Source organism: Phycicoccus avicenniae (genome assembly GCF_018139485.1).
Lineage (GTDB): Bacteria > Actinomycetota > Actinomycetes > Actinomycetales > Dermatophilaceae > Phycicoccus > Phycicoccus avicenniae.
The window spans coordinates 66,625-89,640 of sequence record NZ_JAGSNF010000008.1 but is presented as its reverse complement, the minus strand read 5'-3'; the positions used below and the strand labels follow the sequence as shown (position 1 = coordinate 89,640).

Annotated in this window: 23 protein-coding genes; 8 read left to right on the top strand and 15 right to left on the bottom strand. The window is 74.2% G+C overall.

The features are described from left to right. Window positions 1–19 precede the first annotated feature (19 nt). The 7 genes from mftD to mftA are packed head-to-tail and all read right to left on the bottom strand — an operon-like array spanning window position 20 to window position 5,800. Entirely contained in the window at window positions 20–1,195 is a 1,176-nt protein-coding gene (mftD, locus tag KC207_RS07040) for a pre-mycofactocin synthase MftD (RefSeq protein WP_211602299.1), read from the bottom strand. After that, complete coding sequence (gene mftF / locus KC207_RS07035; RefSeq protein WP_211602298.1) at window positions 1,192–2,649, bottom strand: mycofactocin biosynthesis glycosyltransferase MftF; 1,458 nt, start codon at window positions 2,647–2,649, stop codon at window positions 1,192–1,194. Before mftF ends, mftD begins: the two co-directional genes overlap by 4 nt. Then, the gene (locus tag KC207_RS07030; protein ID WP_211602297.1) at window positions 2,642–3,448 is read right to left on the bottom strand and encodes a mycofactocin-coupled SDR family oxidoreductase; all 807 of its coding nucleotides are present in this window, start codon (window positions 3,446–3,448) and stop codon (window positions 2,642–2,644) included. The genes mftF and KC207_RS07030 overlap by 8 nt, the downstream gene beginning before the upstream one ends. Continuing rightward, window positions 3,445–4,173: a mycofactocin biosynthesis peptidyl-dipeptidase MftE gene (gene mftE / locus KC207_RS07025; protein WP_211602296.1), complete on the bottom strand. Its 729-nt coding sequence runs from the start codon at window positions 4,171–4,173 to the stop codon at window positions 3,445–3,447. The genes KC207_RS07030 and mftE overlap by 4 nt, the downstream gene beginning before the upstream one ends. Before the next feature lie 4 nt (window positions 4,174–4,177). Beyond that, window positions 4,178–5,413 (bottom strand): mycofactocin radical SAM maturase, encoded by a 1,236-nt coding sequence (gene mftC / locus KC207_RS07020; protein WP_211602295.1) that lies wholly within the window; start codon window positions 5,411–5,413, stop codon window positions 4,178–4,180. After that, window positions 5,410–5,673, bottom strand: coding sequence for a mycofactocin biosynthesis chaperone MftB (gene mftB, locus KC207_RS07015; protein ID WP_211602294.1), 264 nt, complete (start codon window positions 5,671–5,673; stop codon window positions 5,410–5,412). The genes mftC and mftB overlap by 4 nt, the downstream gene beginning before the upstream one ends. A gap of 10 nt (window positions 5,674–5,683) precedes the next feature. Next, complete coding sequence (mftA, locus tag KC207_RS07010) at window positions 5,684–5,800, bottom strand: mycofactocin precursor MftA (RefSeq protein ID WP_211602293.1); 117 nt, start codon at window positions 5,798–5,800, stop codon at window positions 5,684–5,686. Window positions 5,801–6,094: 294 nt separating this feature from the next. Here mftA and mdo point away from each other — a divergent pair, with 294 nt between their 5' ends. The 4 genes from mdo to mftM all read left to right on the top strand — a co-directional run bounded on the left by mdo (window position 6,095) and on the right by mftM (window position 11,179). Continuing rightward, window positions 6,095–7,387 carry an NDMA-dependent methanol dehydrogenase gene (mdo, locus tag KC207_RS07005; protein ID WP_211602292.1) on the top strand — a complete coding sequence of 431 codons (1,293 nt, stop codon included), beginning with the start codon at window positions 6,095–6,097 and terminating at the stop codon, window positions 7,385–7,387. 84 nt (window positions 7,388–7,471) lie between these two features. Continuing rightward, a complete protein-coding gene (locus KC207_RS07000) occupies window positions 7,472–8,734 on the top strand; it encodes an AAA family ATPase (protein ID WP_249138612.1) in 1,263 nt (420 codons plus the stop codon). Window positions 8,735–8,744: 10 nt separating this feature from the next. Continuing rightward, window positions 8,745–10,271 carry a VWA domain-containing protein gene (locus KC207_RS06995; protein WP_211602291.1) on the top strand — a complete coding sequence of 509 codons (1,527 nt, stop codon included), beginning with the start codon at window positions 8,745–8,747 and terminating at the stop codon, window positions 10,269–10,271. Beyond that, the gene (mftM, locus tag KC207_RS06990) at window positions 10,268–11,179 is read left to right on the top strand and encodes a mycofactocin oligosaccharide methyltransferase MftM (protein WP_211602290.1); all 912 of its coding nucleotides are present in this window, start codon (window positions 10,268–10,270) and stop codon (window positions 11,177–11,179) included. Before KC207_RS06995 ends, mftM begins: the two co-directional genes overlap by 4 nt. Window positions 11,180–11,236: 57 nt before the next feature. On the opposite strand, the gene KC207_RS06985 is transcribed toward mftM, so the two are convergent. The 7 genes from KC207_RS06985 to KC207_RS06955 all read right to left on the bottom strand — a co-directional run bounded on the left by KC207_RS06985 (window position 11,237) and on the right by KC207_RS06955 (window position 18,630). Then, entirely contained in the window at window positions 11,237–12,442 is a 1,206-nt protein-coding gene (locus KC207_RS06985) for an HNH endonuclease signature motif containing protein (RefSeq protein WP_211602289.1), read from the bottom strand. Window positions 12,443–12,577: 135 nt separating this feature from the next. Further along, complete coding sequence (locus tag KC207_RS06980; RefSeq protein WP_211602288.1) at window positions 12,578–13,285, bottom strand: spermidine synthase; 708 nt, start codon at window positions 13,283–13,285, stop codon at window positions 12,578–12,580. 45 nt (window positions 13,286–13,330) lie between these two features. Beyond that, on the bottom strand, window positions 13,331–14,014 hold the full coding sequence (locus tag KC207_RS06975; protein ID WP_282958956.1) for a MadR family response regulator transcription factor: 684 nt from the start codon (window positions 14,012–14,014) through the stop codon (window positions 13,331–13,333). Then, a complete protein-coding gene (locus tag KC207_RS06970) occupies window positions 14,008–15,378 on the bottom strand; it encodes a MadS family sensor histidine kinase (protein ID WP_211602287.1) in 1,371 nt (456 codons plus the stop codon). The genes KC207_RS06975 and KC207_RS06970 overlap by 7 nt, the downstream gene beginning before the upstream one ends. Beyond that, window positions 15,375–16,586 (bottom strand): iron-containing alcohol dehydrogenase, encoded by a 1,212-nt coding sequence (locus KC207_RS06965; protein ID WP_211602286.1) that lies wholly within the window; start codon window positions 16,584–16,586, stop codon window positions 15,375–15,377. Before KC207_RS06965 ends, KC207_RS06970 begins: the two co-directional genes overlap by 4 nt. Window positions 16,587–16,720: 134 nt before the next feature. After that, entirely contained in the window at window positions 16,721–18,013 is a 1,293-nt protein-coding gene (locus KC207_RS06960) for an MFS transporter (protein ID WP_211602285.1), read from the bottom strand. Then, window positions 18,010–18,630, bottom strand: coding sequence for an ArsR/SmtB family transcription factor (locus KC207_RS06955; protein ID WP_211602284.1), 621 nt, complete (start codon window positions 18,628–18,630; stop codon window positions 18,010–18,012). The genes KC207_RS06960 and KC207_RS06955 overlap by 4 nt, the downstream gene beginning before the upstream one ends. 234 nt (window positions 18,631–18,864) lie before the next feature. On the opposite strand from KC207_RS06955, the gene rplM reads away from it, so the two are divergent. The 4 genes from rplM (at window position 18,865) to KC207_RS06935 (ending at window position 21,793) form a co-directional block, all read left to right on the top strand. Continuing rightward, entirely contained in the window at window positions 18,865–19,308 is a 444-nt protein-coding gene (rplM, locus tag KC207_RS06950) for a 50S ribosomal protein L13 (RefSeq protein WP_211602283.1), read from the top strand. Continuing rightward, window positions 19,308–19,823, top strand: a complete 516-nt coding sequence (rpsI, locus tag KC207_RS06945) for a 30S ribosomal protein S9 (protein WP_211602282.1) — start codon at window positions 19,308–19,310, stop codon at window positions 19,821–19,823. Before rplM ends, rpsI begins: the two co-directional genes overlap by 1 nt. Window positions 19,824–19,948: 125 nt before the next feature. Continuing rightward, window positions 19,949–21,295 carry a phosphoglucosamine mutase gene (glmM, locus tag KC207_RS06940; protein ID WP_211602281.1) on the top strand — a complete coding sequence of 449 codons (1,347 nt, stop codon included), beginning with the start codon at window positions 19,949–19,951 and terminating at the stop codon, window positions 21,293–21,295. Window positions 21,296–21,340: 45 nt separating this feature from the next. Beyond that, window positions 21,341–21,793 (top strand): Ohr family peroxiredoxin, encoded by a 453-nt coding sequence (locus KC207_RS06935; RefSeq protein ID WP_211602280.1) that lies wholly within the window; start codon window positions 21,341–21,343, stop codon window positions 21,791–21,793. A gap of 35 nt (window positions 21,794–21,828) precedes the next feature. On the opposite strand, the gene lhgD is transcribed toward KC207_RS06935, so the two are convergent. Beyond that, the gene (gene lhgD / locus KC207_RS06930; RefSeq protein WP_211602279.1) at window positions 21,829–23,013 is read right to left on the bottom strand and encodes an L-2-hydroxyglutarate dehydrogenase; all 1,185 of its coding nucleotides are present in this window, start codon (window positions 23,011–23,013) and stop codon (window positions 21,829–21,831) included. Between the last annotated feature and the right edge of the window lie 3 nt (window positions 23,014–23,016).

Here is a 23,016-nt window from a genome sequence, read left to right as displayed (position 1 = left end):
CACGGCCGGACGCCGCGGGTCAGGCGCCGAGCTCGCGGCGGAAGCCGTCCGGGACGAGCACGTCGTCCGGCGTGAGGTCGTGGACCGAGGCCTTGCCGAGCCCGAGGAGGGCGGAGGAGATGCCGCCGGACATGATGTCGAGGACGTTCTCGACGCCGGCCTGGCCGTTCGCGGCGAGCCCCCAGAGGTAGGCGCGGCCGATCATCACGGCCTTCGCGCCGAGGGCGAGCGCCTTGACGACGTCGCCGCCGCGACGCACCCCGGAGTCGAAGACGACCTCGACGTCGTCGCCGACCGCCTCGGCGATGCCGGGCAGCATCCGGATGGCACCCGGGGTCCCGTCGAGGTTGTTGCCGCCGTGGGTCGAGACCGAGATCGCCGAGACCCCGGCGTCGACGGCCCGGCGGGCGTCGTCGATCCGGCTGATCCCCTTGACCATGAACGGACCGCCCCACGCCTCGCGCATCCACGCGATGTCCTCCCACGTCGGGGGCGGGGTCGTCATCCACTCGCCGTAGGCGCCGAAGAACGTCGGGCCCTTCTCGCCCTTGCCCGCCATGTTGGGCGTCGTGAGGTCGGGCAGCTTCCCGGTCCGCGCGAAGTCGAGCAGCCACCGGGGCTTGCGGACGACCTCGGGGGCGAAGGAGGCCATGGCCCGCGGGGTGAGCTTCTCGGGGATCGTCGGGCTGCCCCAGTCCCGGCCGTGCGAGAAGGTCCAGTCGAGGGTGACGATGACGCCCTTGGCGCCGGCCTCCCGGGCCCGGTCCAGGCGCTGCTCGATGACGTCGCGGCCGCCGGACCAGTAGATCTGGAAGAGCGTCTTGTCGTTGACGGCGGTGACGTCCTCGATGGGGAAGGAGCCGAAGGAGCTGAGGCCGACGGCGGTGCCGCGGGCCGCGGCGGCCCGGGCGACCGCGACCTCGCCCTCGGGGTGGACGGCCTGGACCCCGGTCGGGGAGATGATGACCGGCAGGGCGAGGTCGACGCCCATGACGTGGGTGCCGAGCGCCCGGTCGGCGACGCCGCCGGCGACGTGCGGGGCGAACCCGAGCTCGGAGAAGGCGGCGACGTTGTCGTCGTAGGTGAGGCCGCGCTCCGACCCGGCGAGAAGGGCCTTGTAGACCGAGCGCGGCAGGCGCTTCTCGGCGCGGCGCTGTGCCTCGGCGACGGTCTCGAACCATCCGGTGCTGCTCATCGGGAACCTCTCGTCGGCGGGGTGTCGGGGTCGGGGCTCGTGCGCGCGGTGCGTCGGACGAGGGGCAGGAGGGCGCGGGCGGACCGTTCGCGGGCGCAGCCGGCCCACAGCCCGACGCCGTACGCGAGGTCCTCGGCGCGGCGCAGGGCGGTCCAGCGGACGACGTCGAGGTCGGGGCGGACCCGGCGGTGGTCGAGGACCCCGTCGACGACCGCGGCGACGACCAGCGCCCGCCGGGCCCGGCGCGAGGCCGGTGCGAGCGCGACGGCGAGCGGCCAGTGGTGGCGGACGAGGGCGGACGCGGTCTGGGTCAGTGTGGCGTGCAGGCCGACGGCCATCACCGCGGCGGCGGCCCGGTGCGGCCGGTCGGACCCGGCGAGCCGTCGGGCGAGGGAGACCTCGGTGATGGCGCACGCCGCGAGGGCGACGGGAAGGCTCCAGCGCCGCTGGGCCAGCAGGGCGGCGGCGACGACCCCGGCCCAGGGGGCCATGACGACGGGCGCGACGGCGCTGCCGTGCCGCGTGGCGAGCAGGGCGGCGCCGGTGCCGTAGAACGCCTTGCGGTGCAGCCAGGCACGGGGCGTCGTGCGGTGCTCGTGCCGGACGACGACATCGGGGTCGTACCGGACGGTGTGCTCCCGGGCGAGGCGCCACACGAGGTCGACGTCCTCGGCGACCTCGAGGGACTCGTCGAAGCCGTCGCCGAGAACATCGCGGCGGGCGAGGAGCATCGCGCTCGGGACGTAGGACACCCGGCCGTGCGGGTGGACCCGCGCCGGGGTGGCGCCGAGGTCGAGGGAGCTGCGGGCGGCCTCGAACCGGGCGAGGACGCCACGGCCCTCGTCGAGGCCGAGGACGCGCGGGGCCGCGAGGACGACGTGCGGGTCGTCGAGGTGGCGGCGCAGGGCGACGAGCGCCCGGACGTCGAGGACCACGTCGGAGTCGGCGAACGCCACGCACGACGTGGTGACGGCCGCGAGGCCGGTGTTGCGGGCGGCGGCGGGACCACGACGCTCGGGATGGCGGACGTACCGCGCGTCGTGGGTCCGGCACACGGCGACGACGGCCGCCGGGTCCTGCGACCCGTCGTCGACGACGACGGTGCGCACTCCGGGGAGCCCGGTGAGCAGGCGGTCGAGCTCGGCGGGGCGGTCGAGGACGGGGACGACGAGGGTGACGTCGGCGGGCGGCGACGCGTCGGCGGCGTCCGGCCACCAGGGGTGCGCGAGGCCTCGGTCGAGGAGCAGCCGGGCGACCGCGGCCGACGTGCGGTCCTCGACGCGGACCGACCCGGACCCGTCGATGCGGGCGAGCGCCGCCGGACGCAGATGGACGAGCCGACCGGAGGACCCGCCGAAGAGGGTGCGACCGTCGTCGCACCGGTGCGCGTCGTCGGCGAGGCGCACCCGGAACCCGAGGGGCAGGCCGTCGGGGGAGGGACGGGCGTCAGACACGGCCGAACCCCCCGTCGGCGGCGAGCACGCTGCCGTGCAGGACCCGTCCTGCCGTGCAGGCGTGCAGGGCGACGGCGGCGACCTCGTCCGGCGTCATCGGGGTCCGGCCCTGCTGGTCCTCCGCGAGCGGGGCAACGTCGTCGAGGCCGTAGAGGTCGGCGGTCGCTCGGAGCATCCTCGTGTCGGTGGCGCCCGGGGCGACGCCGACGGCCGTGACGGCCGTGCCGACGAGGTCGGCGGCGAGCGCCCGGACGACCCCGACGGCGGCGTGCTTCGCGACGACGTACGCCGACAGCCCGTAGAGCCCGCGCTCGCCGGCGACGGAGGTGAGGACGGCGACGGTGGGTCGGTCGTGCGCGGGGCGGTGCAGCAGGTGGGGGACGGCGGCGGCTGCGAGGTTCCACGCCGTCGCGGCGTCGGCGGCCAGGAGGGCGTCGCGGACCTCCGGCGGGGTCTCCCAGAGCGGGGTGCCCCCGACGATGACCGAGGCGGTGGAGGCGGCGACGTCGAGCCGGCCGTGCCGGGCGGCGACGTCGTCGACGGCGGCCCGGGTGGCGTCCGCGTCACGCAGGTCGACGGCATGGCACCGCACGCCGTCCCCCTCGAGCACGGCGACGTCGGCCGCCGCGGCGTGGGGGTAGCCGAGCGTGTCGCCGTCGACGGCGTCGAGCACCTCGACCGTGTGCCCGGAGGCGACGAGCATCCGCACGAGGGCGGCGCCGATCCCGCGGGCCCCGCCGCCGACGACGGCGACGCGGCCCGCGGCGGGGCCTGCCGGGGTGGCCCGGACGGCGGTCACCGCGGGGCCCCCGCGGGCACCGGACGCTCCAGGCGGCCGTACTCGTCGGCGACGCCCGCCGTCACCTGGCCGTGGACCCGGTCGACGACCCGACGGAGATGCTCCCGTCCCTCGCTCGCCCCGGCGCCCGCGGGGTCGCCGAGGACCCCCGACGGGGAGACCGCTCGTACGCCCCCCGCCCGGAGCGCGGGCAGGAGGTCGCCGACCGGGGCGTCGGGCCCGGCGACCGCGGCGTCGGTGTCGACGTCCTCGGGACGCAGGGTGAGCAGGAGCGAGGTCTCCGCCCGACCGGCGTGCGCGTCCCAGCCCGGCTCGGCGCACGAGGTCCAGGCGACGTCGTGTCCCTCGTAGCGGAGCCGGCGGACGGCGGCGGACACCGCGTCCGCGTTGCCCCCGTGCCCGGTGACGAGGACGACCGGGCCGCACCAGCGACGGGCCGAGCGGACGAGCTCGACGACGACGGTCCGCAGCGCCTCGGTCCCGATCGACACGGTGCCCGGGAAGCCCTCGTGCTCCCCGCTCGCGCCGTAGGGCATCGGCGGCGCGACGAGCACCGGGCGGCCGTCGGCGGAGAGCCGCGCGGCGACCCCGCGACAGACCGCCTCGGCCACGGTCGTGTCCGTGTCGAGCGGCAGGTGCGGACCGTGCTGCTCCACCGCACCGAGCGGGACGAGCATGGTCACCGCGTCCGGCACGGACGGCGAGGTCCGGCGGCCGAGGTCCACGGGCTCAGGGGAGGGCCGGGACGTCGCGGGAGGACCCGACGGGGCTCTCGTCGCACGGGCTCGCCGGGGGGCGACGGCCGATGGACACCGGGACCGGCGCGTTCCGCACGGTGCCCCGGTGGCTGTGGTCCTGCGACGGCGACGGGCGGGTGCCCGCCTCGACGGCGGCGAGGGCGTCCGCGGCGTTGCCCTTGACGCACTCGGGGTCGGGACCGTCGAGCGGGAGGCCGGTGAAGAACTTCGCCGCCATGCAGCCGCCGCGGCACGCGTCGTACGCCGAGCACCGCGTGCAGGCGCCCCCGGTCTGCGGGGAGCGGAGGTCGGCGAAGAGCGGGGCGTCGCGCCACACCGCCGCGAACCCGGCGTCGCGGACGGACCCCGCCTTGAAGCGGTCGTGGATCGCGAACGGGCACGCGTACACCTCGCCGACGGGGTCGACGAGGCAGACCACCCGGCCGGCCCCGCAGAGGTTGAGGCCCGGGAGGGCGTCGCCGTAGGCCGCGAGGTGGAAGAAGGAGTCGCCGGTGAGGACGCCGTCGCCGTGCGCGACGAGCCAGTCGTAGAGCTCGCGCTGCTGCTCGGGGAGGGGGTGCAGGTCCTGCCACACGTCCGCGCCCCGGCCGGCGGGGCGCAGCCGGGTCAGCCGCAGCGTCGCGCCGTACTCGTCGGCGATCTCCTTGAACCGGTCGAGCTGCGGGATGTTCTCGCGGGTGCAGACCACCGAGAGCTTCGTGTCGGTCATCCCCGCGTCGCGCAGGTTGGCCAGCGCCCGCAGGGCCGCGTCGTACGTGCCGGCGCCGCGGATCGGGTCGTTGACCTCGGCCGTCGCCCCGTCGAGGGAGACCTGCACGTCGACGTAGTCCGTCGCGGCGAGCCGCGCCGCCTTCTCCGGGGTGATCCGGAACCCGTTCGTCGAGAACTTCACCCCGACGTGGTGGGCGACGGCGTAGTCGACGATCTCCCAGAAGTCCGGGCGGACGGTCGGCTCCCCGCCGCCGATGTTGACGTAGAAGACCTTCATCGCCTCGAACTCGTCGATGAGGTCGAAGCACTCCTGCGTCGTCAGCTCGTCGGGGTCGCGACGCCCGGAGCTGGACAGGCAGTGGACGCACGCGAGGTTGCAGGCGTACGTCAGCTCCCAGGTGAGGCAGATCGGGGCGTCGAGACCGTGCTCGAAGTGGTCGACGAGCCGGGTGCCGGTGGCGGGCGTCGTCGCGGGCCGCTCGGGGGCGAGGGTCATGCGGTCCTCCTCGTGATCATCCGCTGCTCGGCGAGGCGGCGCAGCGCGGCGTCGAAGCCGGGGCGCTCGCCCTCGGCGACGCCGGCGGCCGTGAGCGCGTCGCCCACGGTCGGGGCGTCGCGCAGTCCCTCGACGACCGCGACGAGGCGCGGGTCCTTGAGGAAGGTGAGCCGGCGGGTGGTGAAGTCGTAGAGCAGGGCGCCGAACGGCTCGGGGCGGATCGCCACCGAGCCGTTCAGCTCCCAGGACTGCTCGAGCACGCCGGGCGCCTCAGTAGACGCCGCACATGCCGTCGATGGACACGTCCTCGACGAGAGCGTCCGCGAGCAGGTCCTCCTGCTCCGTCTCGGCGACCTCGGTGGCCTCGGTGGTCTCCTCGGGTGTCATGTCGGCTCCTTCCCAGCGTCGTCGGTGGTGTCGGCGGGTACGCGCGGGCACCTCGCTCACACGCTAGGAACACCGGCGTCGCGCCCCCACCCCCGAGACGACGGGCCCGGCCTGCCGGACCGGGCAGGGGTGAGGCGGACGCCTACCCGGTCGGCGGGGGAGGCCCACCGTCCGAGGCGGGGGCGACCGCCGGGCGGGGCGGGCGGTTTCCCGGGCCTCGTCTGGGCACGGGGCACGGCGCTCCCTAGCGTCGGGGGCGCTGGCCACGACGTGCCTCAACGAGGAGGATGTTCCATGCAGGTCGACGAGCTGCTCAAACCGTTCCCCATCAAGGAGTTCCACCCCTTCCCGCGGGCCCTCATGGGCCCCGGCGCGCACGAGATGATCGGACCGGAGGCCCTCAAGCTGGGCTTCCGCAAGACGCTCGTCATGACCTCCGGCCTCCGGGGGACCGACATCGTCCACAAGATCGTGGAGTCGATGAAGTACCACGGCCTCGAGGTCGTCGTGTACGACAAGGTCGAGTCCAACCCCAAGGACTACAACGTCATGGACGCCGTGGGGCTGTACCAGGACAACGAGTGCGACTCCTTCGTCTCCATCGGCGGCGGCAGCTCGCACGACGCCTGCAAGGGCGCCCGGGTCGCGGTCGCCCACGACGGTCGCAACGTCAACGAGTTCGAGGGGTTCAACAAGTCCGAGAACCCGAAGAACCCGCCGCACATCGCGGTGTCGACGACGGCCGGCACCGGGTCGGAGACGTCGTGGGCGTACGTCATCACGGACACCACGACCGACCCGGACAACCCGCACAAGTACGTCGCCTTCGACGACGCGTCGGTGACGACGCTCGCCATCGACGACCCGGTGCTCTACTACGACTGCCCGATCGACTACACCGCCCAGTGCGGCTTCGACGTCCTCGCCCACGCGAGCGAGCCGTACGTCTCCCGGCTCAACTTCGAGCCGTCGCTGGGCAACGCCCTGCGGGCGGTCAAGCTCACCGCGGAGAACCTGCGCCAGGCCGTGTGGAACGGTCAGGACCTCGCCGGCCGCGAGGGGATGATGTACGCCCAGTACATCGCCGCCCAGGCGTTCAACTCCGGCGGGCTCGGGATCATCCACTCGATCAGCCACGCGGTGTCGGCGTTCTACGACACCCACCACGGGCTGAACAACGCGATCGCGCTGCCGCGGGTGTGGGCGTTCAACATGCCGACCCAGTACAAGCGGTTCGCCGAGATGGCCGAGGCGATGGGTGTCGACACCTACGGGATGACCGACGTCCAGGCCGCCGACGCCGCTCTCGAGGCCGCCATCCGGCTGCTGCGCGACGTGGGCATCACCGAGCGGTTCGTCGACGTCACCGCGGACAGCTACTCGAAGAACCGGCTCGGCCAGGGCCCGACGAAGTTCTACGAGAACGCGAAGACGATCACCGGCGACGCCGACGACGTCGACCGCATCACCAACCACGTCCTCGGCGACGCCTGCACCCCGGGCAACGCCAAGGAGTGCACCTTCGAGACGGTGCGTCCCGTGGTCGAGCACTGCATGAACGGCGACCTCGACGACCTCCTGTCCTGAGACCCCGGTGCCGCCCGGCCGCGCGACGACGCTGCCGGGCGGCACCGGCACCACGGCCACCACCGACGAAGCTGGAGGACCCACGTGACGAGCGAGCCGCTGCCCGAGACCGACGTCGACCCGACCGGGGCCGACGGGATCACCTTCGCGAGCGTCGAGGACGCCCGCGAACGGCTGCGGGGGGTCGGCTACCTCACCGACGACCGTCTGGCGACGACGGCGTTCCTGCAGTCCGCCCTCGGCAAGCCGCTGCTCCTCGAGGGCCCTGCGGGGGTCGGCAAGACCCAGCTCGCCCAGAGCGTCGCCGCGGCGACCGGGCGCCGGCTGCTGCGGCTGCAGTGCTACGAGGGCCAGGACGAGACCAAGGCCCTCTACGAGTGGGACTACGGCAAGCAGCTGCTCTACACCCAGATGCTCCGGGACAAGATCGGGCAGGTCGTGCAGGACGCCCCGGACATCTCGTCGGCCGTCGAGCGGATCGCGGCCCAGGACAGCGTCTTCTTCTCCGAGCGGTTCCTCGTCCCGCGTCCCCTCCTGGAGGCCCTGACCTCGCCGGAGCCGGTCGTCCTGCTCATCGACGAGGTGGACCGGGCCGACGAGGCGCTCGAGGCCGTCTTCCTCGAGCTGCTCGCCGAGTTCCAGGTCTCCGTCCCGGAGGTCGGGACCTTCACCGCCGAGCACCACCCGCTCGTCGTCCTCACCTCGAACAACACCCGTGACCTGTCGGCGGCGCTCAAGCGGCGCTGCCTCCACCTCTTCCTCGACTACCCGGCCGCCGACCGTGAGCTCGAGATCATCCGCTCCAAGGACACCGGGCTCGCCGACGCCCTCGCCGAGCAGCTCGTCGGGGTGGTCCGCGGGCTGCGCGAGCTCGAGCTGCGGAAGGCGCCGAGCATCTCGGAGACGATCGACTGGGCCCGCACGCTCGCCGTCCTCGGGGTCACCGAGCTGTCCGCGCCGGTCCTCGCCGAGACGCTCAACGTCGTGACGAAGTACGAGCGCGACCTCGGGATCGCCACCCGGGAGCTGCCGCGGCTGGTCGACCCGAACGCGACCGTCCCGGGGGAGCGGGGCCACGGCCACGGGCACGGCCATGGTCACGGGCACGGCGCCCCCGAGACGCCGGCGGGCCCGACGTCCGCCCCGGTCCCCGCCTCGGCACCACCGCGTCCGGCGCCGGACGCCGGTGACGGGCGGGACGTGCGGGCGGGCAAGGACGCGCCCGGACGGCACGACGAGCAGTACTACGGGTCGCCGAGCGCCGCCTCGGGCCGGCCGCGGACGGTGACGCCGGGGCAGGGCTCCCGCTCGTTCCGTCCGGGGGGCGCCCGGAAGCGGCCGCTCTGAGGAGGCCGACGTGGAGAGCGCGCTGCACCGCTTCATCCGCTTCCTGCGGCTGCACGGGATGCGGGTGTCGGTCGCCGAGGCCGTCGACGCCCTCGAGGCCGCGTCCCAGGTCGGGATCATGGGCGAGCGCGAGGTGCTGCGCTCGGCGCTCGCCGTCACGCTCGTGAAGGACCGGCGTGACCAGGAGGTCTTCGACGCCGTCTTCGACCGGTTCTTCCGGCTGCGTCAGGTCGTGCCGGACGAGGAGGGGCACGGGCACGCCCACGACGACCTGTCCGACGACGGCGAGCTGACCGGGCTGACGATCAGCGACGAGCTGTCCGACACCCCGCAGCAGGGACACAGCCACGGCGCGCCGCAGGACATCCGCGAGTACTTCCGGCCCGAGGACCTCGCGCAGCAGTACAACCTGCACCAGGAGGCGAACAAGCTCGACATGGCGGCGATGACCGACGAGGTCGTGCTGTCCAAGGACGGGGTGACCCCGCAGGGCGAGGCGGCGCGGGTGCAGGTGTCGACGTCGCGGCTGCACAACCCCGGGACCCCGGGCACGCTCACCGAGGCCCGGGGGACCGAGCTCGACGTCGAGCTGACCGTCGCCGAGGAGCTCGCCCTGCTGTCCTGGCTCGGCGAGCCGGACGACGAGCTCGAGGGGGTGCTCGCCGACCCGGACGTCGCGGCGCTGCGCGAGCAGCTGGCGCCGCTGCTCGCCGGGCTGCCGGAGCAGATCAAGCGGCACCTCGAGCAGCTGATGTCCGCCGAGGCGGAGGTCGAGGAGCGGGAGGTCGACGTCGCCCGCGCCGAGGTGCTCGCGGAGTCGGACCGGCTCGCGTTCGAGGAGTCGGTGCGCCGGCTGCTGCGGGCGCTGCGCGGGGCGCCCCGGCCGCGGCGGCACGTCGCGGGGCGCGGGGTCATCGACTCGCGCCGGACGATGCGCTCGAACATGCGCTACGACGGGGTTCCCTTCCGGCCGGTCCTCGTGTCGAAGAAGGAGGACCGGCCGCAGCTGCTCGTCCTGTGCGACGTGTCGCTGTCCGTCCGGGCGACGTCGGGGTTCGCCCTGCACCTCGTCCACGGCCTGCAGTCGGTCGCCTCGAAGGTGCGCTCGTTCGCGTTCGTCGACGAGGTCGTCGAGATCAGCGACCTCTTCGCCGACCACCACGTCCAGCAGGCGCTCGCGACCGTCATGGCCGGGCAGGGGGACGGTGGCGTCGTCGACGTCGACGCCGACAGCGACTACGGGTCCTCCTTCCGGCAGTTCCTCGAGGAGTTCGGCGGGGCGGTGACGAGGCGGACGACTGTCGTCGTCATCGGCGACGGCCGGGGGAACGGGAAGGACCCGGGGCTCGGGGCGTTCGCCGAGATCGCGCGACGGGCCCGGCACGTCGTGTGGCTCACCCCGGAGCCGCGGTACTCGTGGGGGCTGGGTCGCTGCGACCTGCCGCTGTACGAGGAGCACTGCGACCACGTCGAGGTCGTGCGCAACCTCGGGGCGCTGGAGTCCTTCTCGCACCGGATGGGGGAGGTGTTCGTGTGACCGTCGCGCCGATCGACGCCCTCGCCCCGGCCCTCGGCGGCCGCTACCGGGACGGGGTCGTCAGCGTGCGCCGTCGAGGGCCGGGCGGGCGCCGGGTCGGCGTCACCCGGACCGAGCACTTCGACCTCGGCCGCGACCGGGACGGCGACCTCGTCCTCGAGCACGGGCTGACGCTCGCCGAGGTCGACGACGACCTCGCCGGGCTGCTCTCGGCCGAGCTGTTCGAGCCCGGCTGGCTGCGGGGGTCTGAGCTGTTCGAGCGGGTGTTCACCGGTGTCGTCCTCACGTGCGCCGACGACCCGCAGGAGGCGTGGGAGGCGTTCTACACGAACACGCTCGCCGCCGTGGGGGCGGCGGCGAGCGGGGGAGGGCCGCCCGAGGACACGTCGGGACACGGGTCCATCCGCGACTACGCGCCCGTCTACGCCCACGCCGAGTCGCTCGTGTCCGGGCGGGAGGTGCTCGAGCTCGGGAGCTGCTTCGGCTTCCTCGCGTTGCGGGTCGCGGCCGGTGGGAGGTCGGTCACGGCGTCGGACATCTCGGCGGGCACCATGCGGCTGCTCGCGGCGATGGCCCCCCGGCTCGGGGTGCACCTGGGGACGCTCACGTGCGGGGCGGCGCACGTCCCGCTGCCGGACCGGTCGGTCGACACCGTCCTCGCCGTCCACCTCCTCGAGCACCTGGAGCCCGAGCACGCCGATCTTGTCGTCGCGGAGGCGTGCCGGCTCGCGGACCGGCGGGTCGTCGTCGCGGTGCCGCTCGAGGACCATCCCAGCGAGCAGTACGGCCACGTGTGGGCGATCACCCTCGAGACCCTGCGCGGCTGGGGGGAGGTCGCCGGTCCCTGCTGGCGTGCCGACGTCCACGAGCTGCACGGCGGCTGGCTCGTCCTCGACCGGCTGGGGTGACGGTCCCCGCGGGAGCGACGACCCCGCCGGAGCGTGGTCGATCCTCCCCTGAGCGGGTCAGGCCGCGCGGGGTGCCGCGTCGACGGCGAGGGCTCGATCGTAGGACCCGTCGAGGAGGTCCCAGACGACGAACCGACCGCGCTCGTCGGGTCGGCCGCGGACCTCGGCCCACAGCCGTCGTCGATGGACGGTCGTGTGATGTCGCTGGCAGAGGAGGGCCGCGTTCCCGATGTGGGTCGCCCCGCCGTCGGCACAGTGGCCGACGTGGTGGGCCTTCGTCCAGGCGGAGGGCGCCGTGCATCCGGGGTAGGTGCAGCCGCGGTCCCGCAGCAGGAGGTGGCGGCGCTGGGCTCGGGCGAAGAGGCGGGCGCGCCGCCCGACGGCGAGCGGTTCGCCGTCCGTGCCGGGGACGTGGGGGAGGAGCGCGGCGTCGCACGCGAGGACACGGACCGCGTCGGGGGCGAGGAGCGTGCCGTCGGCGACCGTGGCGAGCACCTCGCCCGCGCCGGTGCCGGCGCGCAGGTCCGCGAGCGGCATCGTGACGTGGAGCGTGGCGGACTCGCCCCGCTCGCCCTGGTCGAGGGCGGCCGCGGTGCGGCAGACCTCGGTGAGGGCCTCGACGCGCCGTTGCCCGGCGGGACGCAGGTCACGCTCGCCGGTCTCGTCGTCGGGAGCCGGTGCGGACAGTGGCCCGATGACGGCCTCGAGCGTGGCGGCCTGCTCGGGGGTCATCCACAGCTGGTACTCCGTGAGGTCACCGGACTCGACCCGCGGCATCGACAGCCGGGCGGAGGAGGCGAGACGGTCCTGGAGGTCGTCGAGGACACCGGCGCGTCCGTGCTCGGCGAGCAGCCGGGGACGGAGGCGGCGCATCATCGACGGTCCCCACTCGGCGGCGAGGCCGAGCAGCCCGGCGGTGACCGTCGGCAGGGCGTCGTCGCGCAGGTGCGGTTCCAGCCGCGCGGCCTCACGGAGCACCGCGCACGCGGTGCCGGCCTCGACCTTGCCCGACTCGACAGCGTGCCACGCGAGGCCGAGCGGAGAGGCGTCGTCGACGGTGCCGGTGAGTCCCGAGCCCGCCGACCCGACGTCCACGGCGACCCGGGTCACCGACGCGGCACCGCCCTCGCGCAGGGACGGTGCGTGCTCGCGGACCCAGGCGTGCGTCCCGGACCCCGCGACCTCACCGCGTCGGACGGCCTCGACGGTGACCGCGACGCGTGCCGCCGACCCCTTCGCCGTGACGTCGTCGACGAGGCCCATGAGGTCGGCCAGCTCGGGGCCGGACGCGGCGTCGAGGACCTGGCCGAGCCCGACGAGCGCGTCCCGAGCGCGGAGCGTCGCTCCGCGAGTGTGCTGGTCCCCCTGTGGACGACGCTCGTCGGGGAGGGCCCGTCCTCAGTGGCGGGGGCGCACGGCGAGGTAGACGGTGTTGCTCGCCTCCCCGCCCGTCAGCGGGTTGGCGAAGGCGACGACGTGCGCGCTCGCCTCCTCGAAGGCCTCACCCATCCGCCGGACGACCTCGTCCTCGGGCGGCTCGTCGGACCACAGGGCGAGGACGCCGTCGGCGCCCAGCATCGCCCCGGCCCGGCCGAACCCCTCGACGGTGTAGAGGTCGCCGTGGTCCTCGCGCAGCAGCCAGTCGGGGGCGTGGTCGATGTCGACGAGCAGCGCGTCGTACGTCCGGTCGGCCCGTCTGGCGCGCACGAGGTCGAAGAAGTCGTCCCGCACGATCCGCACCCGCGGGTCGGCGGCGAGCCCCACCGTGTCCGGCAGCAGGTCCCGCCGGTGCCAGTCGATGACCGGCTGCAGGGCCTCGACGACGGTGAGCTCGGCGACCCGCTCGTCCTCCAGCGCCGCCCGCGCCGTGTACCCCAGCCCGAGGCCACCGACGAGCACCGTGAGCGAGGACCCGGCGGAGGCCCCGACGGCGGCGAGCCCGATCCGGGACAGCTCCTCCTCGCCGACCGTGAACTGGCTGGACATGAGGAAGTCGTCGTCGATCTTCACCTCGTAGACGTCCCGCTCCGTGACCCGGTCGTACCGGCGGCGCAGGCTGATCGTCCCCCACGGCGTCTCGTCCCAGCCGAGCTCCTCGATGCGCATCCGCCGACCCTACGGTGCGGCGCCTGCGACCCCACGGGGCGACCGTCAGAGCATGTGCCGCTTCGTCGCCTCGTAGACGGCCTCGGCCCGCCCGGACACCCCGAGCTTGCGGAGGATGTTGCCGACGTGGAACTTCGCGGTCGTCTCCGAGATGTAGAGCCGCTTGCCGATCTCCTTGTTCGACAGCCCGCGCGCGAGCAGCTGCAGCACCTCGGACTCCCGCTCGGACAGCGTCGGCTCGACCGGCGCCGGCGGCGCCTGCATCCCACGGACCATCGCGGCGGCCGAGCGTGCGTCGAACGCCGACTCGCCCTTGCTCACGTCGTGGATCGCCCGCACGAGCGCGGCGGTGTCGACGTCCTTGACGACGTACCCGCGCGCCCCGGCCCGCACGGCCTCGAGGACGAGCTGCTCGTCGAGGAACGTCGTGAGGACGAGGACGGCGACCTGGGGGTGCCCCGTGCTGATGGCGTGGGCGAGCTCGAGGCCCTCGGTGTCCGACGACGTCGACAGCTTGAGGTCGAGGAGGACGACCCGGGGCGAGACGCGTTCGAGCACCGCGAGCGCCTCCCCGCGCGAGGACGCCTCGGCGACGACGGCGATGTCGGGCTCGCGCTCGAGGACCGAGCGCAGCCCCTGACGGACGATCGCGTGGTCGTCGACGAGCATGACGCCGATCGGCTCCGGGTCGGCGGCGGGCTCGGGACGCTCGTCGGTGGTGCTCAGCACGGGGTCTCCTCGGGGTGGGGCAGGTCGAGACCCGCGGGGTGGGCCCGGACGACGGGCAGGGGCACGCGGAACATGACGCGGACGCCGCCGAGGCGCGAGCGACGGAACGACAGGGTCCCGCCGAGGCCGCGCATCCGGCTGTCCATGTTGGCCAGGCCCTGGTGCCGGCCGTCGCGGACGCTGCGGCGCTCGAGCTGGAGCATCCGGCGCAGCGCCGCGGGCTCACCGTCCCCGTCGTCCGACACGGACACGAGCAGGGCGTCGGCCAGCCACCGCACGCGCACGACGGACCGGGTCGCCGTCGTGTGCGTGACGATGTTGAACAGCGCCTCGCCGACGGCCCGGGCGAGCTCGTGGTGGACGGCGTGCTCGAGCTGCTGGGTGCGCCCGGCGATGACGATCCTGATGTCCAGCATCGGCCGGTGGTGGTGGACGACCTCGGTGAGGAGGTCCTCGAGCGAGGCGACGGAGTCCGACTCGGACCGGGTGAGGGCGAAGATCGCCGACCGCAGCTGCTCGACGGCGGCCTGGCTGAGCGACTTCGCCGTCTCCAGGTGCTGGGTCAGCCCCGCGGCGCCGAGCGCCTCGGACTCGCCGCGCGCCATCTCGACGGCCATCCCGGCCGACAGCACGTACTGGGTGACGCTGTCGTGCAGCTCGCGGGCGATCCGGTGCCGCTCCGCGTCGACGAGCTCGCGCTGCTGCGCGACCGCGAGGCGCTGCTCGGCAGCCTCGAGCTCGGCGGTGCGCACCGCGAGGTCGCGGGCCTGGGCGCGGGCCTCCTCGTGCAGCCGCTGCGCCCGGCGGTGGAGCGACAGCCCGGACTGGTACTGCTCGCTCGTGTGCAGGGACACCGCCGCCTGGTTGGCGAGGATGCGCAGCACCGCGAGGTCCTCGCCCCCGACGTCCTCCCCGAGCCCGTGCCGCCCCGCGAGCCCGCCGACCCGGCGCCCCTCGAGGTACATCGGCACCCTGACCCACACGTCGGTGCGCGCGGACGACGCGGCGTAGCCCGAGCGCAGCGCCGACAGCTCGAGGCGGACGCCTTCGGGCACCTCGACGGGGTCGGCGATGCTGCGCCGGTCGGGGCCGATGACGACGAAGCGTGGCCGGGCGTTCTCGAGGTGGGCGTCGGCGAGGGCGAGGACGGCCCAGTCGGCGGCGAGGTGGTCGGCGGCGGCCCGGGTGACCTCCTCGAGCAGCCCGCGCGGCCCCTCGACGGTGCGCACGACGGCCCGCGAGATCGTGTCCATCGAGCGGACCGCCCGTTGGGTGCGCTCGGTCGAGCGCAGGTAGGCCGGGTAGTAGGAGTTCTTGCCGGAACGGACCCCGGTGAGCCGGGAGAGGTCCGTCGCCTCGGTCACAGCGCCGCCCGGAAGAGGCGCTCGATGTCGTGGGCGTCGCTCGCCCGCGGGTTCGTCGTGAGGCACGCGTCCTCGAGGGAGTTCTGCGACAGGACGGTGAGGTGCTCCTCGGTGATGCCGAGCGAGCGCAGCGACCGGGGGACCCCGACCTCGTCGGCGAGCTGCCGGACGTGGGCGGCGAGCAGCTCTGCGGCCTCGGCGCCGGGCATCCCGTCGACGGCGAGCCCCGCGGAGCGTGCGACGGCGACGAAGCGCTCCGGGGCCGACTCGGCGTTGTAGCGGATGACGTGCGGCAGGAGGATGCCGTTGATGACGCCGTGCGGGGCGTCGAGCAGACCGCCGACCTGGTGGCTCATCGCGTGCGTGGCCCCGAGGATCGCGTTCGTGAAGGCGAGTCCGGCGGCGAGCGACGCCTGCGCCATCCCGGTCCGGGCCTCGTGGTCGTCGGGCTCGGTCATCGTCCGGGTGAGGTGGCGGTTGACGAGCCCGACCGCGTCGAGGGCGTGGACGTCGGCGAGCGCGTTGTGGGCGAGCGAGACGAAGGCCTCGATCCCGTGGGTCAGGGCGTCCAGGCCGGTCGCGGCGTTGAGCCACTCGGGCATCGAGGTGAGCAGCCGCGGGTCGGTGATCGAGATGTCCGGGACGAGCGCGCGCCCCATGATCGTCACCTTCATGTGCCGCTGGGTGTCGGTGATGATGCAGAACTGGCTGACGTCGGCCCCGGTGCCGGACGTCGTCGGGATCATGAGCAGCGGTGGGATCTCGCGGTGCACCTGGTCGACGCCGCGGTAGTCCAGGATCGACCCCCCGTTGCCGGCGAGCACCGCGACGCCCTTCGCGGCGTCCATCGACGACCCGCCGCCGATGCCGACGATGACGTCGCACTCGTTGGCGCGGTAGAGGTCGTAGGCCGCGGCGACCTCCACGTCCTTGGGGTTGGGGGTGATGTCGCGGCAGACGACGGGGGAGAGGCCGACGTCGCGCAGGTGCTGGAGGAGCTCACGGACCCAGCCGGCGTCGACGATGCCGGGGTCGGTGAGGACGAACGGACGGCGGGCGCCGAGACGCCGCGCGGCGTACCCCGCCTCCGCGAGCGCACCGATGCCGAAGAGGATCTCGGGCGCCTGGAACTTCACCAGGGCGGCCGAGTCCGTCGGCCATGCCGTCGCGGTGACGACGCCGGCTCCGTTGCCGCTGCGCCCGCTCATCAGGCTCCCTCCTGGGCTGGGATGCAGACACGGTAACCTCCGCGGCCACCCGGGTCACCCCCAGCGGACCCTCCTCTTGCGGCGGCTCGGCCGGACCTGTCCGGACGGGTAGGGGTGCGTGCGCCGTGCGCCCGTCACGCCACGACCTCACCGGTGTCGGTGCCGCGACGGCGTTCGTCCCGGAGGGCGGGACGGTAGAGCAGCGCACCGAGCACGCTGAAGCCTCCCGCGACCCCGATGGCCAGGGCCGTGCTCGTGCCCTCGGCGAGGGGGCCGAGCAGGAGCAGGCCGACGCTGTAGCACGCTCCGGCGACCATCGAGTTCATCGAGAGCAGGGTCGTCCGGTTGCCGGCCTCGGCCTGGCGGTGGATGAGGGTCGCGTGGACCGGCCCGGCCGTGCCGTGGAGGGTGTAGACGACGAAGAAGGCCGTGACGAGCCCGACCGGCCCGGTCATGAGGGCCATGACGACGACGAAGAGGCCCTGCGCGGCGCGGGAGACGATCGCGGTCCAGGCGACGCCGACCCGGCGGGCCAGCATCGCGGCACCCGCCGACCCGGCGGCGAACAGCCCCCAGGCCGCGGCCGACACCGGACCCATGATCGCGCCCGCCTGTGCCTCGCCCCCGACGAGCTCGGACAGCCGGACCGGCATGAGCGTCTCGAACGAGATCATCCCGACGCTCCAGAACACCTCGACGCCGACGAGGGCGAGGAGGACGCGGTTGGTCCGCAGCATCCCGAGTCCGCCGGTGACGACCCGCGGGGCCTCCTTCGCCGAGGCGACGGCACGGTGCCAGCCCGTCGAGTCGACGTGGGTGACCGGCTCCTTGAGCAGGACCGCCGTGGCGACGATGTTGGCGGCGATGAAGACGATCGAGAGCCAGTACGGCGTCTCGAGGGCGGTGAGGAACGGCAGCGGGTCCCAGGCGATGAGTCCGCCCGAGACGAGGGCCCCGCCCGCGATGGCGAGGCCGAGGGCGGTCCCGGCGTGGGCGAGCCCGCGCTCGACCTCGACGTCGGGATCGTCGGCCTGGGCGGTGTCGACGTACCAGGACTCCAGCGGTCCGGAGTCCAGCGCCCGGTACACCCCCTGGAGCAGCATGGCGACGACGAAGGCCGCGACCGTCTGGGCGGTGACGAAGAGCACCGCCGAGGCGAGGGCGACGAGGGTGGCGGCGACGAGCACCGGCCGGCGACCGAGGGCGTCGGCGAAGCCGCCGGTCGGCAGCTCGAGGGCGAGGACGACGAACCCCTGGGCGGACAGGATGATCCCGAGCTGGCTCAGGCTCACCCCGCGCTCGAGCGGCAGGAGGGTGAGGACGCCGATGACGAGCCCGACGGGGAACCAGCGGGTGACGGTGAGGAGCAGCAGGATCCGGCGCGCGGCCGTGGCCGTGAGAGGGGCGGTCGTCGTGGGAGAGGTCACGCGTCGCTCCGTCCTCGCGGGGGCCGGTCGAGGTCCAGGGGGTAGCTGACGAGGTAGGCCGCGACCCGTCGGGCACTCGGGTTGCCCTGACCGACCCGGCGGTACTTCTCGAGGACCGCCCACAGCTCGGTGTTCATCGCCTCGAGCTGCTCGGCCGTCGCGATGACGAAGGAGTCGCCCATGCCGACCGCGTCGCGCCACTCGGTCGGCCACGCGTCCTCGGCGTCGAGCCACCGCTCGAAGTGCTCGCCGAGGTGACGGGAGTAGTCACGCTGCAGCCAGTTCAGCGCGGTCTCGGCGTCCTCGTCGCCGGCGAAGTCGCTCGGCTCGTACTGGTGGCTGTCGGTCGACGCCCGCCACAGCCGGCGCTTGCCCTCCCCGTCGCCGGTGTCCGTGACGAGGCCGACCGACTCGAGCTTGCGCAGGTGGTAGGACGTCGCGCCGCTGTTCGTCCCGAGGGCGCCCGCGAGGTCGGTCGCCGTGGCCGGCCCGCCGACGCGCAGCCGGCTCAGCAGGCGCGAGCGCAGGGGGTGGGCGAGGACCTTGAGCGCGGCGGAGTCGAGGCGCATGCCGGTGTAGTCGTCCGGGGACCCCGTGGGGGTGTCGTCGGTGGCCATGTGTGCACACTACATGTGCACATTCAGTTTGCACAAAGATCGTGCAGAAGAAGTCTGCACGGCATCGTCGCAGGTGGCGACCGGTGCGTAGGGCGGGATCGCTCGATTTCGACCCGGTGCCGACCCGCCCGTAGACTGGGTGGCTGTTGTGCCGTGTGCCCTCGCGAGGGCCGCACTCCCTCCCGGGAGCACTCGGCATACGCCCCCCGTCCCAGAGACCATGAGGAAGCCCCCATGCGTACCTACACCCCGAAGCCGGGCGAGATCACCCGGACGTGGCACGTCATCGACGCCACGGACGTCGTGCTCGGCCGCCTCGCGAGCCAGACCGCGCAGCTCCTGCGCGGCAAGCACAAGCCGACCTTCGCACCGCACGTCGACACCGGTGACTTCGTCATCATCGTCAACGCCGACAAGGTCGCCCTCACCGGCAGCAAGCACGAGCAGAAGCGCGCCTACCGCCACTCCGGCTTCCCGGGTGGCCTCAAGTCGCAGTCCTACACCGAGCTGCTCGAGAAGAACCCGACGAAGGCGGTCGAGAAGGCCGTTCGCGGGATGCTCCCCAAGACGACCCTGGGCCGCCAGCAGCTGTCCAAGCTCAAGGTGTACAGCGGCGCCGAGCACCCGCACGCCGCCCAGCAGCCGAAGCCCTTCGAGATCACCCAGGTGGCCCAGTGATGTCCGAGAACACCCAGATCGACGAGACCGCCGGGACCGACGCCGACGACGCGCCGGTCAGCGAGTACACCTCCGAGTCCGACGCGCCCGTCGGCGGCGCCGAGGGCGTCGCCCGCCCGAGTGCCTCGGCGCCCGGTGCCGCCGTCGGCCGGCGCAAGCAGGCCGTGGCCCGCGTGCGCATCGTGCCGGGCAGCGGGGAGTGGAAGGTCAACGGCCGCACCCTCGAGCAGTACTTCCCGAACAAGGTGCACCAGCAGATCGTCGCCGAGCCGCTCAAGGTCCTCGAGCTCGACGGCGCGTACGACGTCCTCGTCCGCGTCCACGGCGGTGGCCCCTCCGGCCAGGCCGGCGCGGTGCGCCTCGGCGTCGCCCGCTCGCTCAACGGCGTCGACCCCGAGCTCAACCGCCCGGCGCTGAAGAAGGCCGGTCTGCTCACCCGGGACGCCCGCGTCCCCGAGCGCAAGAAGGCCGGTCTCAAGAAGGCCCGCAAGGCGCCGCAGTACAGCAAGCGCTGACCCGCTCCCGGGCACGCCCCGGGCACGGCCGACGACGGCGGCACCCTCGCGGGGGTGCCGCCGTCGCGGCGTCCACCCCCGGGTCGCGGTAGGTTCGTCCGCGGTCCACAGAAAGGCAGTCGTCCATGTCCCGACTCTTCGGCACCGACGGGGTCCGCGGTCTCGCGAACCGTGACATCACCGTCGAGCTGGCGCTCGACCTCAGCATCGCCGCGGCGCACGTCCTCGGCGAGCAGGACCGGCGGGCCGGCCGCCGTCCCCGAGCCGTCGTCGGCCGCGACCCCCGGGTCAGCGGCGAGTTCCTCTCCGCCGCGGTCTGCGCCGGCCTGGCGTCCGCCGGCGTCGACGTCCACGACGTCGGGGTCCTGCCGACCCCGGCCGTCGCCTTCCTCACGGCGGACATGGGCGCGACCTTCGGCGTCATGGTCTCGGCCTCGCACAACGCGATGCCGGACAACGGCATCAAGTTCTTCGCGACCGGGGGGCACAAGCTGCCCGACGCCGTCGAGGACGAGCTCGCCGCCCGGATCGGCCAGGAGTGGGAGCGACCGCAGGGCGCCGACGTCGGCCGCATCCAGCGCAACCGGGCCGGGCAGGCGCGGTACGTCGCGCACCTGCTCCAGGCCCTGCCGAACCGGCTCGACGGCGTCACGGTGGTCATCGACGCCGCGCACGGGGCTGCGAGCGCCGTCTCGCCCGAGGTGTTCCGGCTCGCCGGGGCCGAGGTCGTCGAGATCGGCAGCGACCCCGACGGGCTCAACATCAACGACGGCTACGGCTCGACCCACCTCGAGCGCCTCCAGGGCGCCGTCGCCGAGCGCCGGGCCGACCTCGGCATCGCCCACGACGGCGACGCCGACCGCTGCCTCGCCGTCGACGCCGACGGCAACCCGCTCGACGGCGACCAGATCATGGCCGTCCTCGCGCTGTCGCTCAAGGACAAGGGCCTGCTGCGCGAGAACATCCTCGTCGCGACCGTCATGAGCAACCTCGGGCTGCTCCAGGCGATGGAGCGCGAGGGGATCACCGTGAAGCAAACCGCCGTCGGCGACCGGTACATCCTCGAGGAGATGCGGCGGCACGACCACTCCCTCGGCGGGGAGCAGTCCGGGCACGTCATCCTCCTCGACCACGCGACGACCGGGGACGGCGTCCTCACCGGGCTGCTGCTCGCGGCGCGCGTCGCCGAGACCGGGCGCAGCATCGCCGACCTCGTGTCCGTCATGACGCGGCTGCCGCAGGTCCTCGTCAACGTCAAGGGCGTCGACAAGTCCCGGGTCGAGAGCGACGAGGGCCTCCAGGCCGCCGTCGCGGCGGCGCAGGAGCGGCTCGACGGCTCGGGGCGGGTGCTCCTGCGCAAGTCCGGCACCGAGCCGGTCGTGCGGGTCATGGTCGAGGCGGCGACGTTCGAGGAGGCGCAGTCGACGGCCGACTCCCTCGCGGCGGTCGTCCAGGAGCGGCTCGCGCTCTGACCCCGGGAATGGGGGAAGGGGTGGCGCGGTTGTCCTCCGCGACCGATGAACGTCGACGAAAGGACGATCGCCGTGCCCTACGAGGCCGTGAACAAGGAGCTCTACAGCATCGCCGCCACCGCCACCGGCGGCCGTGAGGGACGCACCGTGAGCGAGGACGGGGTCGTCGACCTGCCGCTCGGCAAGCCGAACCCGTCGAACCCGGTCGCGAACCCGGAGACGCTGTTCGCCGCCGGCTACGCGGCCTGCTACAACGGCGCGCTCGCCTTCGTCGCCCAGCGCGACGGCGTCGACGCGTCGGGTGCCGAGACGACGGCCAACGTCCGCTTCGGCGAGACGGACACCGGGTTCGGCCTCGCCGTCGAGATCACGACGACCATCCCGGGCGTCGCCGCGGACACCGCGCAGGGCCTCGCCGACAAGGCCCACGAGTTCTGCCCGTACTCCAAGGCGACCCGCGGCAACATCGACGTCACGGTGGTCGGCAAGCCCGCCTGACCCGCGTCGCGTCACCCGTCGGCCTCCTCCCCTCGTCAGGGGAGGTGGCCGACGACGTGTCCGGCGATCTCGAGCGAGGCGGTCGCGGCCGGCGAGGGCGCGTTGAGGACGTGGGCGCAACGCGCGGTGCGCTCGACGAGGAAGTCGTCGACGAGGGTCCGGTCCGGCCGGACCGCCTGGGCGCGCACCCCGGCGGGGGAAGGACGCAGGTGCTCGTCGCGGACCTCCGGGACGAGCCGACGCACGCTGTCGGCGAAGCGGCGGCGCGAGAGCGATCGGGTGACCTCGGCGGGGCCGGTGCGGGCCTGCCGGCGGGCCAGCCGCCACGTCCCCGGCCACGCGAGGGTCCCGGCGAGGTCGCGGGCCGAGACGACGCCCCAGCCGTAGCCCTCGCGGGCCAGGGCGGGGACGGCGTTCGGGCCGGCGTGGACGACGCCGTCGACGCCGCGGGTGAGGTGGACCCCGAGGAACGGCAGGTCCGGGTCGGGGACCGGGTAGACGAGACCGCGCACCAGGTGGGCCGCCTCGGGGGCGAGCTCGTGGTACTCACCGCGGAAGGGCACGACCCGCACGAACGGGTCGTGGCCGAGGCGGCGGGCCACGGTGTCGGTGTGCAGGCCCGCACAGGTGACGACGACGTCGGCGCGCTCCTCGCCGGTGCTGGTCGCGACGGTGACCCCGCGGGCGTCCTCGCGTCCGCCGAGGACGGTCGTGCCGGTCCGCAGGTCCGCCCCGGCGGCCCGCAGCCTGCGGACGAGGGCCGCGGACACCGCGGCGTAGTCGACGACGCCGGTCTCCGGGACGTGGAGCGCGGCGAGGGCGGCGACGTGCGGCTCGTGCTCACGGGCCTCCTCGGCGTCGACGCGCCGGACGGCCAGCCCGTTCGCGAGCCCGCGCTCGTGGAGTGCTGCGAGCCGGGGGAGCTCCTCGGGTGCGGTGGCGACGACGAGCTTGCCGGTCCGCGCCTGCGGGACCCCCTCCTCGGCGGCGAACGCGAGGAGTGCCTCCGCACCGGCCCGGCACCAGCGGGCCTTCGCGCTGCCCGGCGGGTAGTAGAGGCCGGAATGGACGACACCGCTGTTGCGGCCGGTCTGGTGGGTCGCCCAGCCGTCCTCCTTCTCCAGGACGGTGACGCGTGCGGCGGGGTCCTCGCGCAGCACGCGGTCGGCGACCGCCAGCCCGACGACGCCGCCCCCGACGACGAGGACGCTCCGGGTCACCGG

Excerpts from the sequence above, each read along its gene's own strand:
- KC207_RS06965 (WP_211602286.1), bottom strand. The coding sequence starts at position 16,586 with ATGAGCGGGCGCAGCGGCAACGGAGCCGGCGTCGTCACCGCGACGGCA.
- KC207_RS06980 (WP_211602288.1), bottom strand. The coding sequence starts at position 13,285 with ATGCGCATCGAGGAGCTCGGCTGGGACGAGACGCCGTGGGGGACGATC.
- mftD (WP_211602299.1), bottom strand. The coding sequence starts at position 1,195 with ATGAGCAGCACCGGATGGTTCGAGACCGTCGCCGAGGCACAGCGCCGC.
- mdo (WP_211602292.1), top strand. The coding sequence starts at position 6,095 with ATGCAGGTCGACGAGCTGCTCAAACCGTTCCCCATCAAGGAGTTCCAC.
- mftA (WP_211602293.1), bottom strand. The coding sequence starts at position 5,800 with ATGACACCCGAGGAGACCACCGAGGCCACCGAGGTCGCCGAGACGGAG.
- glmM (WP_211602281.1), top strand. The coding sequence starts at position 19,949 with ATGTCCCGACTCTTCGGCACCGACGGGGTCCGCGGTCTCGCGAACCGT.
- mftC (WP_211602295.1), bottom strand. The coding sequence starts at position 5,413 with ATGACCCTCGCCCCCGAGCGGCCCGCGACGACGCCCGCCACCGGCACC.
- KC207_RS06985 (WP_211602289.1), bottom strand. The coding sequence starts at position 12,442 with ATGGGCCTCGTCGACGACGTCACGGCGAAGGGGTCGGCGGCACGCGTC.
- rplM (WP_211602283.1), top strand. The coding sequence starts at position 18,865 with ATGCGTACCTACACCCCGAAGCCGGGCGAGATCACCCGGACGTGGCAC.
- rpsI (WP_211602282.1), top strand. The coding sequence starts at position 19,308 with ATGTCCGAGAACACCCAGATCGACGAGACCGCCGGGACCGACGCCGAC.
- KC207_RS06955 (WP_211602284.1), bottom strand. The coding sequence starts at position 18,630 with ATGGCCACCGACGACACCCCCACGGGGTCCCCGGACGACTACACCGGC.
- KC207_RS06935 (WP_211602280.1), top strand. The coding sequence starts at position 21,341 with ATGAACGTCGACGAAAGGACGATCGCCGTGCCCTACGAGGCCGTGAAC.